General features: G+C 38.7%; 14 protein-coding genes and 2 riboswitches. Of the genes, 9 read left to right on the top strand and 5 right to left on the bottom strand.

The window, feature by feature from the left end:
- Positions 1-3: 3 nt before the first annotated feature.
- Positions 4-516: a DUF3231 family protein gene (locus tag CIL03_RS17280; RefSeq protein WP_094887128.1), complete on the bottom strand. Its 513-nt coding sequence runs from the start codon at positions 514-516 to the stop codon at positions 4-6.
- A gap of 230 nt (positions 517-746) precedes the next feature.
- A complete protein-coding gene (locus tag CIL03_RS17275) occupies positions 747-1,091 on the bottom strand; it encodes a DUF4363 family protein (protein ID WP_094887127.1) in 345 nt (114 codons plus the stop codon).
- 81 nt (positions 1,092-1,172) lie between these two features.
- On the opposite strand from CIL03_RS17275, the gene CIL03_RS17270 reads away from it, so the two are divergent.
- Both CIL03_RS17270 and CIL03_RS17265 read left to right on the top strand, forming a co-directional pair.
- Positions 1,173-2,033: a DUF421 domain-containing protein gene (locus CIL03_RS17270; protein WP_094887126.1), complete on the top strand. Its 861-nt coding sequence runs from the start codon at positions 1,173-1,175 to the stop codon at positions 2,031-2,033.
- A gap of 93 nt (positions 2,034-2,126) precedes the next feature.
- Positions 2,127-2,255 (top strand): YjcZ family sporulation protein, encoded by a 129-nt coding sequence (locus CIL03_RS17265; protein WP_094887125.1) that lies wholly within the window; start codon positions 2,127-2,129, stop codon positions 2,253-2,255.
- 216 nt (positions 2,256-2,471) lie between these two features.
- On the opposite strand, the gene CIL03_RS17260 is transcribed toward CIL03_RS17265, so the two are convergent.
- On the bottom strand, positions 2,472-2,741 hold the full coding sequence (locus CIL03_RS17260) for a type 1 glutamine amidotransferase family protein (protein ID WP_165767996.1): 270 nt from the start codon (positions 2,739-2,741) through the stop codon (positions 2,472-2,474).
- 388 nt (positions 2,742-3,129) lie between these two features.
- On the opposite strand from CIL03_RS17260, the gene CIL03_RS17250 reads away from it, so the two are divergent.
- Positions 3,130-4,437 (top strand): IS91 family transposase, encoded by a 1,308-nt coding sequence (locus CIL03_RS17250; protein WP_094887124.1) that lies wholly within the window; start codon positions 3,130-3,132, stop codon positions 4,435-4,437.
- A 391-nt stretch (positions 4,438-4,828) separates the two neighbouring features.
- On the opposite strand, the gene lipA is transcribed toward CIL03_RS17250, so the two are convergent.
- Complete coding sequence (gene lipA / locus CIL03_RS17245) at positions 4,829-5,773, bottom strand: lipoyl synthase (RefSeq protein ID WP_094887123.1); 945 nt, start codon at positions 5,771-5,773, stop codon at positions 4,829-4,831.
- Positions 5,770-6,594: a lipoate--protein ligase family protein gene (locus CIL03_RS17240; RefSeq protein WP_276282966.1), complete on the bottom strand. Its 825-nt coding sequence runs from the start codon at positions 6,592-6,594 to the stop codon at positions 5,770-5,772. Before CIL03_RS17240 ends, lipA begins: the two co-directional genes overlap by 4 nt.
- Before the next feature lie 272 nt (positions 6,595-6,866).
- Positions 6,867-6,975: riboswitch (TPP riboswitch) on the bottom strand.
- 455 nt (positions 6,976-7,430) lie between these two features.
- Positions 7,431-7,631, top strand: a riboswitch (cobalamin riboswitch).
- A 162-nt stretch (positions 7,632-7,793) separates the two neighbouring features.
- Between CIL03_RS17240 and CIL03_RS17235 the strand changes: the two genes are divergently transcribed.
- The 6 genes from CIL03_RS17235 to CIL03_RS17210 all read left to right on the top strand — a co-directional run bounded on the left by CIL03_RS17235 (position 7,794) and on the right by CIL03_RS17210 (position 14,287).
- The gene (locus CIL03_RS17235; RefSeq protein ID WP_094887122.1) at positions 7,794-8,813 is read left to right on the top strand and encodes an ABC transporter substrate-binding protein; all 1,020 of its coding nucleotides are present in this window, start codon (positions 7,794-7,796) and stop codon (positions 8,811-8,813) included.
- A complete protein-coding gene (locus tag CIL03_RS17230; RefSeq protein WP_094887121.1) occupies positions 8,776-9,840 on the top strand; it encodes a FecCD family ABC transporter permease in 1,065 nt (354 codons plus the stop codon). Before CIL03_RS17235 ends, CIL03_RS17230 begins: the two co-directional genes overlap by 38 nt.
- A gap of 3 nt (positions 9,841-9,843) precedes the next feature.
- Positions 9,844-11,310: an adenosylcobinamide amidohydrolase gene (locus CIL03_RS17225; protein WP_094887120.1), complete on the top strand. Its 1,467-nt coding sequence runs from the start codon at positions 9,844-9,846 to the stop codon at positions 11,308-11,310.
- Positions 11,311-11,341: 31 nt separating this feature from the next.
- Positions 11,342-12,718 carry a cobyrinic acid a,c-diamide synthase CobB gene (locus CIL03_RS17220; RefSeq protein ID WP_240508133.1) on the top strand — a complete coding sequence of 459 codons (1,377 nt, stop codon included), beginning with the start codon at positions 11,342-11,344 and terminating at the stop codon, positions 12,716-12,718.
- 67 nt (positions 12,719-12,785) lie between these two features.
- A complete protein-coding gene (locus CIL03_RS17215) occupies positions 12,786-13,625 on the top strand; it encodes a cobalamin-binding protein (RefSeq protein WP_094887118.1) in 840 nt (279 codons plus the stop codon).
- A 116-nt stretch (positions 13,626-13,741) separates the two neighbouring features.
- On the top strand, positions 13,742-14,287 hold the full coding sequence (locus CIL03_RS17210; protein WP_094887117.1) for a cob(I)yrinic acid a,c-diamide adenosyltransferase: 546 nt from the start codon (positions 13,742-13,744) through the stop codon (positions 14,285-14,287).
- Positions 14,288-14,534: the final 247 nt, after the last annotated feature.

Here is a 14,534-nt window from a genome sequence, read left to right as displayed (position 1 = left end):
TATTTAATTATCTTCAGCATTATGCTGGTGCAGTGGGGGAGGGACTAACCATCCCTTTTCTTTATTCAGTTTAAGAACTTTTGCTCCCAAAGCTGCTTTTTGAGTATGAAATTGGCCAAACATCATTGCGATGTCTTCTCTGATTGATTGACCAATCATCGTACTGCATGCAACTAATCCCCCAGCAATTTCTTTGGATAAAGCAGCTGCTATTTCCGGGTCCATGAATTGTGCTCCCGGCGGAATGTCTTCTAAGGATGCTTTTGGACGTTCCGAGGGTGTCGGCGGGAGACCAACTCCATTATCTTTTAATAGGGTTTCAAGCTGACTAGCTTCCTGTTGCGCAGCTTGAATAGCTTCTTCAAGTAATTTCTGCAGGTTTTCGTCACCTGTATGGTTTAAAAGAGCCTGGTTACCTGCAACTGATGCTTTAGCTACGGTCAAAGCAGCCCAGGTTCCATAAACTTCTCCATAGTGCATTGGTTCGTCTTTGGGATTTCCATTTAAAATTCCCATTGTAATCCTCCTTATAAAATCCATGTAATAGCCATCCTTCCAACCTTTAAATTCTCCCGATTTTCATTTAGTTATACATTTAATTCACTGAGAACTTGTCGAATAAAAAGTAGAGACTGATATTCATTTATACCCGGAATGGAGGGTAATTAAAAACACTCCAAAAACTTTAGTATTGCAAGTTGGCAAAATTAGCCTGTTTATATTCTGCTTCAGTCTTAGGGTGTATGTTATTTAAAGTACAGTGATTCAATATAATGTTCGATCATTGTAAGGTTAAGTTTAGCTTCTTCTTTATCCTTTTCTTCTAAAGCTACATTTAATTTTCGAATATGCTGATCCAGACGATCATACTCAGTTATATCACCAAGTAATTGATATTTCCATTTGTTATCCGCATAAACTTGCTCAAATTGTCTTCCCTGAATTACAGCTTTATCCCATTGTGACTGTGTTATCAATGTTTTTATAGCTTCTGCTTTCTGGGAAATATGTTTATTTTGAATCGTTTCATTTGAACAGCTAATTAAAAGCATTAAACAGATGCATAGCAGACCCAGCTTTGTAAATTTCATTTTTGCCTCCAGAAGGGAATCTTTTTCCTTAATTTAACCATAATAAGAAAAGATATGAATCAATCAATATGGAGGATAAGCATGCCAGAGTACATAGTGGTAATTATTCGAACGGTGTTTGCCTTTTTCATCCTTTTATTACTGGCAAGAATACTTGGAAAAAAACAAATTGCCCAACTGACATTTTTTGATTATATAACAGGTATTACAATTGGCAATATGGCAGCATATTTGGCTGTTGACAGGGGAATACAAATAATTGATTCAGTAATCGGATTGCTTCTTTTTACTATTTTGACTCTTGTTATTGCATTTGGGGCGATGAAGTCAACAAAGTTTAGAAAAATTGTTGAAGGAGATCCAATTATTCTGATAAGAGATGGACATGTTTTAGAAAATAATTTATTTAAAACCAAGTTGACATTTGATGATTTAATGATGGGATTAAGAAATAAAAATGCCTTTAAATTAGCCGATGTAGAGTTGGCAGTCCTGGAGACCAGCGGTAAAATAAGCGTGATGAAAAAGACGGAATTTAACCCGTTAACACCAAAGGATATAGGCTTGCCTGTGGAATCGGAGCATACACCATCATTAATTATTATTGATGGGCAAATATTAACCAAGCGTTTAGACTATCTTGGATATACGAAGGAATGGCTTCTTGGTGAAGTTATGAAACAGGGAGCAAAGGGAGTAAAGGATGTCTTTCTAGCACAGATTGATTCAAAGGGGAATGTTTATGTTGATCTGTATAATGAAAAGGATAAAAGTCCACAAATCAAACAAAGGCCACTTCTTGCAGCTCAGCTAAGAAAAATGCAAGCAGATTTGGAAAGTTTCGCAATTCAAACAGATGATCAGGCTGCTAAACAAATGTATTATAATCAATCAAAAGAACTTCAAGATCTTATTAATAAGGTCAACCCATATTTAAAATAGCCCGTTAAAAGTGGTTTTTTTAGCAAATTGATGTCACAACTTCTATTTGTTTCGGCGTATAATAGAGCACTCTCTAAAAAAGGAGGTGCTGAAATGAGTGCAGGTGGAAATAGTTATGGAGCTGGATTTGCTTTAATCGTTGTGTTGTTCATTCTTTTAATCATCGTTGGTGCATCAGGCTTTACTGGTGGATACGGCGGTGGTTTTGGTGGTGGTTATTAGAACATCAAATAAGTAAAAGCAGACTTTTAACGGTCTGCTTTTACTTATTCATAAAGTTTCTGACAAATAAATTATATTCATTTTGGTCAATCCAATTCTAAGCGAACGCTGGGGTTGTGATGTGTATCGTAGGACTGAGCATGATTAAAGGCTTTATGAAATGCTTCTACCATCTTTCTGCGAGCTTTTTGGGCTATTACATGGTGTGGTTTATTGCTATGTTCTATTCCAAAAACGCTGCTGTGCAATTGCTTCAACAAAATCTTTTCCAAAGTCAGAATTGTTTGCGGCAAAAACGACACCTGCTAAATTATTTGTATCTGATACCTGAATAAAAGACTGTCCTGTGGAGGCAACACCAATTGGTTTATAGTGTGTATATGCATTTTGTACGTAATTGGTTACTTCCTGATTAAATTTTGCCTGATTCTTAGAACTTCCGCCGACAACATAAAGCGAGTCAACCAAGTAAGGACTAGAGGTCATAAAGATTTGATTAACTTTTAACCTTGTGCCATCAGCACCTGAGAGGGCTATGGGGTCAGTCCCTTACTTCTCTATCACTTTAACGTAGCAGGGGACTGACCCTTTATTCACTTTATTCATAAGCATGTAATTAGCAGCTGATTATTTTAAGGTATGACTAACTAATTTTAGAAAAACATAGCTAAATAAAACCCAAGGGTATCTTGGGAAATAACTTAGGTTTTATTTAGCTTTATTCTTGAAACACACCATATTTGTCTTTAAATCTCTGTAGGATTTTAATCCAGATCACACTAAATAAGAATAGGAAAAAGACATTTGATAAAAAGTAAAGAAAGTATAAAATTTGGCTCTACCACAGTACCGAAAACTGTGGTAGTTTTTATGTATGGAGAAAAATATTCTTAAGCGTATCTTTTTTGATAAACATAATCATTGGGAAACATTTAAGAAGAAACATGGGGAAAAGATCCGCTCGATTGTCACCAAGGAGGTAGAAAAATTTCGTGACTGTGGAGATATGAAAAATGGATTTAAACTCTATGTTTGCGAAGGTTGTAATGATGTTCATAAAGTCGCATATCGATGTAAGGGACGCTTTTGTACGACTTGTTCAATTGGAGAAAGTGAAGAATGGAGCCGTCTTCTAACGGAGGATGTGCTTCAAGTAAATCATCGACATATGATTTTTACGATAGATGAAGGGTTACGTAAAATCTTTCTATTACATCGACACCTTTTAAAGCCACTTATGGACGAGGCAGCTAAATTAATCACAGGTTTTTTCCAAAAGAAGGCAAAGGTGACACCTGGGATTATTTCTGGATTACATACGTTTGGCTCCAGGGTGAATTTTAATCCACATGTTCATATGTTGGTAACCATGGGTGGAATAACGAGAAAGGGAAAATGGAAGGACTATGATTATATTCCTTTCAAAATGCTTCGAAAGCAATGGCAAACGATAGTATTAAAATTAATCCGTAGAAATTTAACCAAACAGGAAAAGAAGCGTGTGCAGCCACGATTACAAAAGGCTTTTACCGAAAATGGGGAAGGCTTCTATGTGTATGCGCCAAAACAGAGAGGGAAAATACAGGAACAATTACGCTATATTGGCCGTTATATTCGTCGACCAGCGATTGGAATCAATCGGATTGAGGCATATGATGGGCAACAGGTGACTTTTAAATACATCGACAAAACAGATGGGGAAGAAAAGCGTGAAACTGTGACAGTAGAGGAGTTTATAAGCCGATTGATTCGTCATATACCAGATGACCAGTTTAAAACAATTCGTCATTATGGTATGTATTCTAGAAGAAGTAAACGTCTAAGTAAGAAACTATTAAGCAAGTGGCAAGAAGGAAAGCGACGCTGGATTATAAAAGTGTGGAGAACATTGCGCCGTCAAACATGGAGAGAGCGTGTCATCGCTGGTGGACAAAAAGACCCTCTTATTTGCCCGCATTGTGACAATTATTACATATATCAGGGAGAAGTCTGTCTTGAGGACGGACAATTAGTAATCAAAGTAGCATTAACTAAGGAAGCGAGAAACTACTTAGAAAGGGTGATTGGTTATCTCACAACTGCCAAAGAACCGCAAAAAAGGGAAGAAGAAAAAGAAAAAAGGAACCGACCATCTACGTTCAAAGAAAACAGACATCAACTATCATTGTTTAACGTGTCATGAGGAAGAAAAAATACCTTATGATGTTGTTAGGGAATTTGATTGGATGGACGGTGGGGATTCATCCGTACCACCACAGTTTTGTTGTGAACAATGTGGAGGCGACATGTATCCGGAGCATTACAAAGGAGTACATGGCCAGGAATATAAATTATCAGATATTCTCTAACTAGGAAAAGGACCGGGCGGGGTTTGCCCGGTTTTTCTTATTTTTAAGTTCGAGATTCCTGATCCCTTTTTAGCAGAGGGGTCAACAGTGGTAATTATTGCAGCAATCACTGGTAAAAGTATGACAGAAGTGGCTCATGTTTTACTGCAAGTCAAATTTATTGCTGTCATCGTATTCTTTATCTCGTTAGCCCAACCCTACTAATACAGGATTCACTTTATGTCATTAAAACTTGAAATCTATCTCTTGATTTTCCTGTTTTTCAAAGCCTTTCATATACTTGATCCTTCGTTGTACGGAAGCCTGGCTGACCTGTTCATCGGCATGATATGACGAACGGACAAGGGGACCGGATTCACAATGGCGAAATCCTTTTGCCAAAGCGATTTCCTTTAATTCCACAAACTCATCTGGATGGTAATAGCGTTCAACGAAAAGATGCTTTTTAGTTGGCTGTAAATATTGCCCAATTGTCATAATATCCACATCATGAGCTAACAAATCATCCATCGCCTGAATGATTTCATCCTTCGTTTCGCCGAGCCCAACCATGATGCTTGATTTTGTTGGAGTAAGTGGCGCAATTTCTTTGACACGTTGTAGTAGCTGAAGTGATCTGTCATACATTGCCCGTGCACGTACCCGTTTTGTCAATCGTCTTACCGTTTCGATGTTATGGTTGAATATATCAGGGCTGCTGTCCATTAATGTGTGCAGACTTTTATAATCACCTTTCATATCCGACGGGAGTATCTCAATGGTACAGCCAGGGTTTTCACGGCGAATCGTCCTTACAGTTTCAGCAAAAACCGCAGCACCGCCATCCTCTAAATCATCCCGGGCAACCGCTGTGATTACAACATGTTTTAGGCCCATAATCGTTACGGATTCTGCCACTCTTTGTGGTTCTCCCCAGTCCAATTCATTTGGAAGCCCGGTTTTTACTGCGCAAAAACGGCATCCGCGGGTGCATGTATCACCTAAAATCATAAATGTAGCAGTCTTCCTTTCACTCCAGCATTCATGGATGTTTGGGCATCTTGCTTCCTCACAGACTGTATTGAGTTTCTTGTTGCGCATGAGCTTTTTTAAACCTGTATAGGTTTTGTTAGTGTTAATTTTTATTTTTAGCCAGTCTGGTTTTCGTATGTATTCCTGCTGTTTTGTCATCTCATTTCAACTCCCTCTGCAATAGATGATGAAGCATATTTCTTACTTGCTAATTCATGGACTTCTCTCCATTGATTTTGGGATAATGTCATTGGCTTCAGCGATATATTTAATCCAATAGCGAATCCATCAAGGAAAGCTGTCTTGATCTCATCAAAAGTATGTTGTTTATCTGTCAGCCGCTGGATGGCCGACGCTTTTTTGAAAAACTCCAATCGCTTTCTTTTCCTGGCTTCTTCTGATGGAAATAGAAATAAATCAAAAAGCATCTTCTCATCGATGGTTATTGGTATTGATCCATGCTGAAGCAGAACACCATCTTTTCTTGTTTGGGCATTTCCCGAAATCTTTTTTCCATCTACGACTAATTCATAGAAGGCTGTCTTTTCGAAACAGACAGCTGCAGAGCCTTTATCCAGTTTGCCTTTTGTCGAAGTATGTTCAGCATAGATACCCAGGTTTGCATACCCTTCCAAAAGTCCTTTGGATAAGTGATAATAAGCTTCCTTGATGGAGCCTGGAATATTGGGATGATTCTCAGAAACTGTAATACTGTAAGTCAGTTCATTATCATGAAGCACAGCACTTCCACCTGTTAGCCTCCGGACAAATTGACATTTATGGTGTTCTAGTGCTGCAAAATCTATCGGTTTTATGGACTGGAAACGACCAATCGAAAGACTAGGTTTAGACCACCCGTACATTCTCAGTGTGGGCGGAATCCTTCCTTCACTATGCCAATTCAGCAAAGATTCATCCAATGCCATATTTATAGCAGCATCATGAAACCCTGTATCTAAGTAAGTCCATATCTCTTTCAAATAACTCCCCACCAATCATGTTATTAGTTCTTTTATGAATAATCTTATAGCTCAAGTCAGTTAATCAGTTGAATTATTTTCTTTAAGTGTTAAACAGTTTGCTGAAATGGAGACAGTCATTACTTGAACAAGATGCAACTGACATAAAAATCCCTCCTTCTTCGACAAAGACGGACTCGCGGCGGATTGTCGAAATAATAATTAGTCATAAAAAAATGCATTTCCGAAGAGGAAATGCAGTCTGTTGTATTTGAAACACAGCTTACAAAGGTATACTTTTGACCACACTTCCCCACGCTGGTATTATCCAGATCGAGTGCAAAGGGTCAGAACAAAATAGTTCCTCTCAGCCACTTAAAAATAGCTCCCCCAGTAATTATGGATATGCAATTTTCTATACCATCGTAACACGAATAATTTTAATGTAAAGCAAAAAAATAGATCTTATAAATAAAAAATGAATCGAAAATTGACTAAAAACAAACACGGTAATTAAGGGAAATTTCATACAAATATTATCTGTATACCAAATAAAAAGAGCTTTGTATAACTGAAAGAACAACTGATCTAAGATTATCTGTTTGATTGAACAGAACACTTTATTTTGGCCAGCTTAGTAGCAAATATCATTTGGAATGCCCCATATGGGGTGTTTTCCTGTTTTAAGGGTATAAGCTTAATTTTTAGTATTCATAATAATTATTACAGTTTTTTCTTGCCTGTGAAAATAAAATAAGGAAAAGGACAGCTTGTATTGTGACATCTTTTTAAAAGGTTATATTTCTCCTGTACAAGGAAATGAAATATGCTATTATTAATTTAGTAGTAAAAACTTAATAGATATTCAAAAAATAGGTTTCTTAAATTGTTTAGTTAAAATTATTTAAGACGAAGAGGGAAGTTGGTGCGAATCCAACACGGTCCCGCCACTGTAAGCGATTAGAAAGGTTAGAATTGTCCACTGTGCAGCCGCATGGGAAGGTTAACCAATCGGTTTAATCGTAAGTCAGGAGACCTGCCTATTTTGGTTTTTGAACTTCCTCGAGGAAAGGATTGTTTAAAGTACATCATAATGCTGTAGAGTGTAGTAATACATAGTGTTTCATTTTCTGCATGTATGATAGATATGTACCTTTTACACTTATGCCTTTCCTTGAGAAGGGCATTTTTTATTGCAAAAAATAGTAGGAGGGAAAGAAATGAATAGCTTTGTCCTTAAAAAATGGACTCTTTTCAGTATCGTTTTAATGTTAACAATGGCAATGCTAGCGGGGTGTGGTTCTAATAGCGAGAAACAAATAGAAGAGGGCCAGCCAGATGTATCAGAGGAAGAACAATCAGAAAATAACCAGGATGGAAAAGAAGAGAAGAATGGCGAACTATTTCCTGTAACCATTACTGACGGTGCTAATCGAGAGGTGACGGTTGATAAGGAACCTGAGACGATTGTTTCCATTCAGCCAAGTACAACCGAAATTTTATTTGCATTTGGATTAGGGGATAAAATCATTGGGGTATCAGACTATGATAATTATCCAGAGGAAACTCAAAAAATCCAAAAAGTTGGTGCACAAGATATGAATGTAGAACTTATTCTAACACTTCTGCCAGACATGATCTTTGTAACTGACTATCATTATAATAACCATGCAGAAATATTAGAGCAATATGAAGAATCAGGCATGAAGGTTGTTGTTATTGGGGGTGCTTCATCTTTTGATGATGCATATGGCGACATGGAAATGATTGCCGAAGCCACTGGAAGAAAGGCCGAAGCAGCAGAAATTATTTCAGATATGAAGCAGCGTCACAAGAAGATTAAAGAAAAAGCAGAAGCTATTACAGATAAAAAAAAGGTTTGGGTTGAGGTTTCACCAGCTCCAGACATATTTACAACCGGAAAAAATACATTTATGCATGAAATGCTGGAGTCCATCAATGCTGTTAATGCCGCAGAAGATAGAGACGGATGGGTGAAATTTACAGAAGAGGAAATTGTTACTTTAAATCCCGATCTTATTATTACAACCTATGGCTATTATATTGATGAACCGGAAAACGAAGTTCTCACACGTGATGGCTGGGCAGAAGTTCCTGCTGTTAAAAACGAGCAAGTATTTGATGTAGACAATGATACGGTTACCAGACCAGGGCCTCGTTTAATTGAAGGGGTTGAAACACTTGCCGAGCTCATTTATCCAGAAGTATTTAGTGAATAAAATTGTTTGGTTATATATTTTAGCTGGAGGGTTTGTACTAGGTGCAGCCCTCTTGGGTTTATTGGAAAGCAGTGTGACCATTCCGGTTTCAACCATTTTACATATTGTATCTGAAAATGCTTTTGGAATGGGATGGTTAGATGCTGTTCCAAAAAATGAAGAATTGATTATATGGGATATCCGTCTTCCCAGGGTTTTACTTGCACTTTGTGTAGGAGCATCTTTGGCATTAGCTGGTGCTGCCTTTCAGGGGATCTTGCGGAACCCTTTAGCAGAGCCATATACGATTGGGGTTTCATCTGGAGCATCTTTAGGAGCGGTAGTCGTTATTTTTTTTCATCTAACGATTCCGGGATTAGGAGGATTTACGCTTCCTGTCACTGCTATCATAGGTGGAATGATTACATTATTAGTGGTCTTTGGTGTCGTGCGGCTGACCAATAGAGGTCTGGCCATTGAAACGATTATCTTAGCAGGCATCATTATCAGCTCTTTTATTGGGGCTCTTACATCACTGATTATTTCGTTAGGTGATCAGGATTCCATGACACAAATTATTTACTGGTTATATGGAAGTGTAGCAATGAGAGGATGGAGCCATGTTCAGCTCATTTTTCCTTTTATGATAGCGGGAGCTTTTATTCTTCTCATTCATTACCGTGAATTGAATGCGCTGGCATTAGGTGAAGAAGCAGCAGATCATATTGGAGTAAATGTAAAAAGAGGAAAAATATTCATATTAGTTGGTGCTTCCTTATTATCCGGCGCTGCTGTAGCGGTTTCCGGAGCCATTGGATTTGTTGGATTGGTAATCCCGCATCTTGTTCGAATCGTTACTGGACCTGACCACAGGCATGTTCTCCCTTTATCGATGCTTGTTGGTGGAGCATTTCTGATTATAGCAGATCTTATTTCACGAACTATTATCGCACCAAGTGAACTCCCGATAGGTGTGATAACTGGCCTTATTGGCGCACCGGTTTTTGCTGCATTACTAGTCAGGGAAAGAATTGCTGGGAGGGGTTAAGTGATGTTGAAAATAGAAAATGTATTTGGCGGATATAGCAGCAGCCCCATAATTCAGGGGATTGATTTAGCCATCGAAAATGCCGAATTCTTCGCGTTACTTGGACCAAATGGAAGTGGTAAAACAACATTATTTAAATTAATAACTGGCCAGCTGCCAATACAAAGTGGAAGCGTTCTTTTATCAGGAAGAGAAATCCCGGTTTATTCCAAGCTGGAGAAAGCGAAAAAGATATCTGTCCTGACCCAGGAAGTCCTCGTTTCATTTGATTATACAGTTGAAGAAATTATTCGTCTTGGGCGTTATCCGCATCAAAAAGGAATATTGAAGCAATTGTCAAAAGAAGACCGGAAAGTCATAGAAGATGTGATGGAGAAAACGAAAATTATCCAGTTTCGTCATACTCCATTCAGTATGATCAGCGGTGGAGAGAAGCAGCGGGTATTATTGGCAAAAGCCTTGGCACAGGAACCCGAGATTCTGCTCTTAGATGAACCAACAAATCATCTGGATATTAAGCATACATTTCAAATACTCGATTTAATTAAGAAACAGCAGCAGGAAACGGGATTGACGGTTTTAGCTATCCTTCATGATTTAAATGTTGCTGCACTATATGCAGATCGAATAGGCCTACTGCAAAATGGCAGATTAATAGACGTTGGCAATGCCGATACATTGCGAAAAGAAGCTCAGTTAAAACAGGTGTATGAAGTAGATGTGAAAACCGGGTCACACCCAACTGTGCCAAAACCACAGATATTAATGACACCAGAGCATGCGGAAAGGGACTTTTTTGATTTTTATAATTCTTATCAAATCGAAAAAAACAGCACCTATATCCATATGCAATTTGAACATCCATTACGAACGATATCAAACGGGGTAATAGGAGAAGGAATCCATTGGTTAAAGCATTTTTGTAATTTTCATGTGGATAAACACTATAATTGCGCTGACCCGAAAAGTGATTTGAGAGAAAGGCTTAACAACTATCATATCCCTCATGAAGCGACGGTTGCAATGATGACTGCGGTTAACCTGGAGGATATGGTGATGGAAACGAAGGATATAAACGGCATTCCTATGTTGGTCATCGTTACAGCCGGGGTAGGGAACGCGATCGATGTCTCAAATGAATATACTATAAGTGCCGGCACTCAAATCGGAACAATCAATACAATGGTGTTTATCGATGCCCATTTTACGGATGGTGCACTTGTGAATGCCTGCATAACAGCAACGGAAGCAAAAACGAAGGCACTTCATGACCTTCAGATTAAAGACCGTGAATCGGATACGATTGCAACAGGTACTTCTACAGATGCTTTAGTAATTGGCCTCACACAACAGGGAGAACAGACTCCATATGCAGGGTCAGGAACTGCTGTTGGGAAAGGGATTGGTCAATTAGTATATCGTTCGACTAAAAAGGCGGTAAATAAATATTTGAAGCGGATCCGTCAGTAAGTGAAATTCTAAAATGAAGGAGGTCTTCTTTTTGGACAGACGATTGGTCATAGCAGGAACTGGCAGCGGTGTTGGGAAGACAACGTTAACAATTGGAATCATGTCCGCATTAAAAAAACGGGGGCTAACAGTTCAAGGTTTTAAATGCGGGCCGGATTATATTGATCCATCCTATCACACAGCTGTAACTGGCCGGGCATCTCGTAATCTGGATAGCTGGATGCTGACAGAAAATAGATTGTTAGATGTTTTTACACATGGAAAGATGGACGCTGAGATTTCGATTATTGAAGGAGTTATGGGTTTTTTTGATGGGAAAAGCCCGGAAACAAATACGGGGTCTACTGCAGAAATCAGTGTATTAACAAAAAGTCCTGTGCTGCTTGTTGTTGATTGCTCAGCCATGGCCCGGAGTGCTGCAGCAATTGTAAAGGGTTTTCAATTATTTGATAAGGGTCCGAATATTGCAGGTGTGATCGCAAATAATGTGGGAAGCGAAGGGCATTTTCATTTAGTGAAAACAGCAATTGAACAAGAATGTGCGATTCCTGTACTTGGTTATTTAAAACGAGAGATTGACATTGAAATCCCCGAGAGGAATCTGGGACTCATTTCTTCTATTGAAAGAGGAGATCTTGATCCGTTTTTTGATAAATTAGGAGATTTGGTTCTTGATACGATAAATATCGATCAGATTCTTGAGTTATCTATTACTGATACCTTTTTAGAAAATAAAGGACCTTCACTATTTGATAAAAAGAAGGAAACTTCTCTCAGGATTGCAGTAGCCAAAGATGCAGCATTTAACTTCTATTATCCCGAGAATTTAGAAATTCTGGAAGCGAATGGAGCGGAAATAGTTTATTTCTCCCCGTTAGCGAATGACGTTTTGCCAGAGGCTGTTGATGGTCTTTATCTTGGTGGAGGTTTTCCGGAAGAGTTTGCTGATAAACTTGCAGCCAACAGTAAAACAAAACAATCATTGAAAGCTTCAATTGAAAGCGGATTACCAACATTAGCGGAATGCGGGGGATTCATGTATTTAACAGAATCCATGGAAACTACGGAAAAAACGAAGCATGAGATGGCAGGTGTCATTCCAGGTAAAATACAAATGCACCCCAACTTGGCTGCATTAGGTTATCGAGAGGTCAGTGGGCAAAATGACAATTTTTTACTAGGGAATCACATTGCAAAAGGGCATGAATATCATTACTCCACCTTTCATTCAGATGATGAAGCTATTCCATATGCATTCGAGACGGAAGGAATGAGGGGGAAGAAGAAGGAAGGCTTTCTAATCAGCAATTTAGTTGCGGGTTTTACACAATTGCATTTTGCCTCCTGTCCATCAATTGTTGATAATTGGATTGAAAAATGCCTGGAAGCAAGTTTGCAAAAAAAGTAATTTACAATCACGCCAGGCTGATGCTGTCATGAAAAGGATTTTAACTGTTTAAGGGAGGCGGAATTCTATGAGAATAATATCGATTTGTCCAAGCAATACAGAATTATTAGCTTATTTGGGTTTAACTGATTCGATCGTTGGTGTAGATAACTATTCCGATTGGCCTGAGAGTATTAAAACATTGCCGAGGCTTGGCAGTGATCTGGATATAGACATGGATAAGGTTGAAAAATTAAAGCCGGACCTTGTGTTTGCTTCTCTTTCTGTTCCTGGAATGGAACGAAATATTGAAAAGCTGGAGAAGAGAAACATACCTTATACGATTGTTCCTAATCCAAAGACCTTATCCGAGGTTGGGGAAAGCTTATTATTTGTTGGAATGGCAGCGAATAGGGAGCAAAAAGCAAAGCAGCTATACATGAAATATAATTCAATCATTGAATACTATCGTAATTTGTCCAAACAAGCAGAAAATCTAAAAAAGCTTTATTGGGAATGGTGGCCAAAACCTGTTTTCACACCTGGAGCCAGTAATTGGTTAACAGAAATCAGTGAGCTTGCAGGGGGAAAGAACATATTTCAGGATAAGCCTGAAGCAAGTGTTCAAACAGATTCGGAGGATGTCAGTAAAAGAAATCCTGATGTTATGTGCGCGGTGTGGGTTGGTGTGCAAAAGGAAAAGGTTAATCCAAAAGTTATCCTCAAGCGCCCTCAGATAGCGCAAATGGAAGCTATTAAAAACGATCAATTATATATTTTGGATGAACCATTATTTTGCAGACCTTCACCTAAATTGCTGCTCGGTTTAAATAAGATAGCCAGTATTCTTCACCCTGATATTTATCCGCCGTTTTTCGAGGATAGGGATCCACTGCTGGATGAAGAATTCGATTGGGAGCAGGCATGATTTATAGAAATGGCAAGGATATATTGTGTCTTGCCCATTAATAATTGAGAAATAGAAATAATAAGAAGTCAGGTAAAACCGTTTAAAAATATACTTTACAGGAGGCAGATGACTTTATGGGGAAAAACAAAAGAGATGGCTTAACATTGGTATACACAGGTGATGGCAAAGGAAAAACGACGGCAGCAGTAGGGTTGGCAGTGCGTGCAGCAGGCAGAGACTTTAATGTGAAAATGCTGCAGTTTATTAAATCACCAAGACGCACTTACGGAGAAAAATACTCACTTGAAAAACTTGGTATTGAAATGGTCCAGCTTGGGATTGGCTTTACATGGCTAAAAACCCCTGAGGAACACCGGGAAGCTTTAAAAAAAGCCTGGCCAATTGCCAAAGAAGCTGTCATGAGTGGAGAATATGATTTAGTGATTTTGGATGAATTGAATAATGCGCTGGCAATTGACAGTTTTCCGATCGACGATGCTTTGCCGTTAAATGAAGTAATAGACCTGATCAAAAATAAACCAAAACACGTTCACCTTGTGATAACTGGAAGGGATGCCAAACAGGAAATCAGGGATGCAGCCGATCTTGTATCTGTTGTTGATGTGGAGAAGCATTATTATGACGAAGGTGTAAATGCTGTTAAGGGGATTGAATTGTAGTTCAGTAAAAAGAAGGCTATTTTTGAGGCAAAATATATATACTGCGACGTAAAACTGCTTTGAAAGTCCATGTTCTGCAGGCCAATAGCCTGGGGGCGCGCGACAAAGTTGAAAGTCGCGCGATAGAGCCTTCTAGTCGTGCAACAATCACTTAAACTCGCGCGACTTCACTTCACTCCAGAATCGCGCGACTCCACCTAGCTGTCGCGCGAGTTAAGGATGAAAAATAGTTAAAAAGGTCAATGCA

The organism is Virgibacillus indicus (assembly GCF_002266285.1).
In the GTDB taxonomy this organism is placed as follows: Bacteria; Bacillota; Bacilli; order Bacillales; family Amphibacillaceae; genus Virgibacillus_K; species Virgibacillus_K indicus.
The sequence above is the reverse complement of the archived record's forward strand: the minus strand, read 5'-3'. Positions and strand labels throughout refer to the sequence as shown.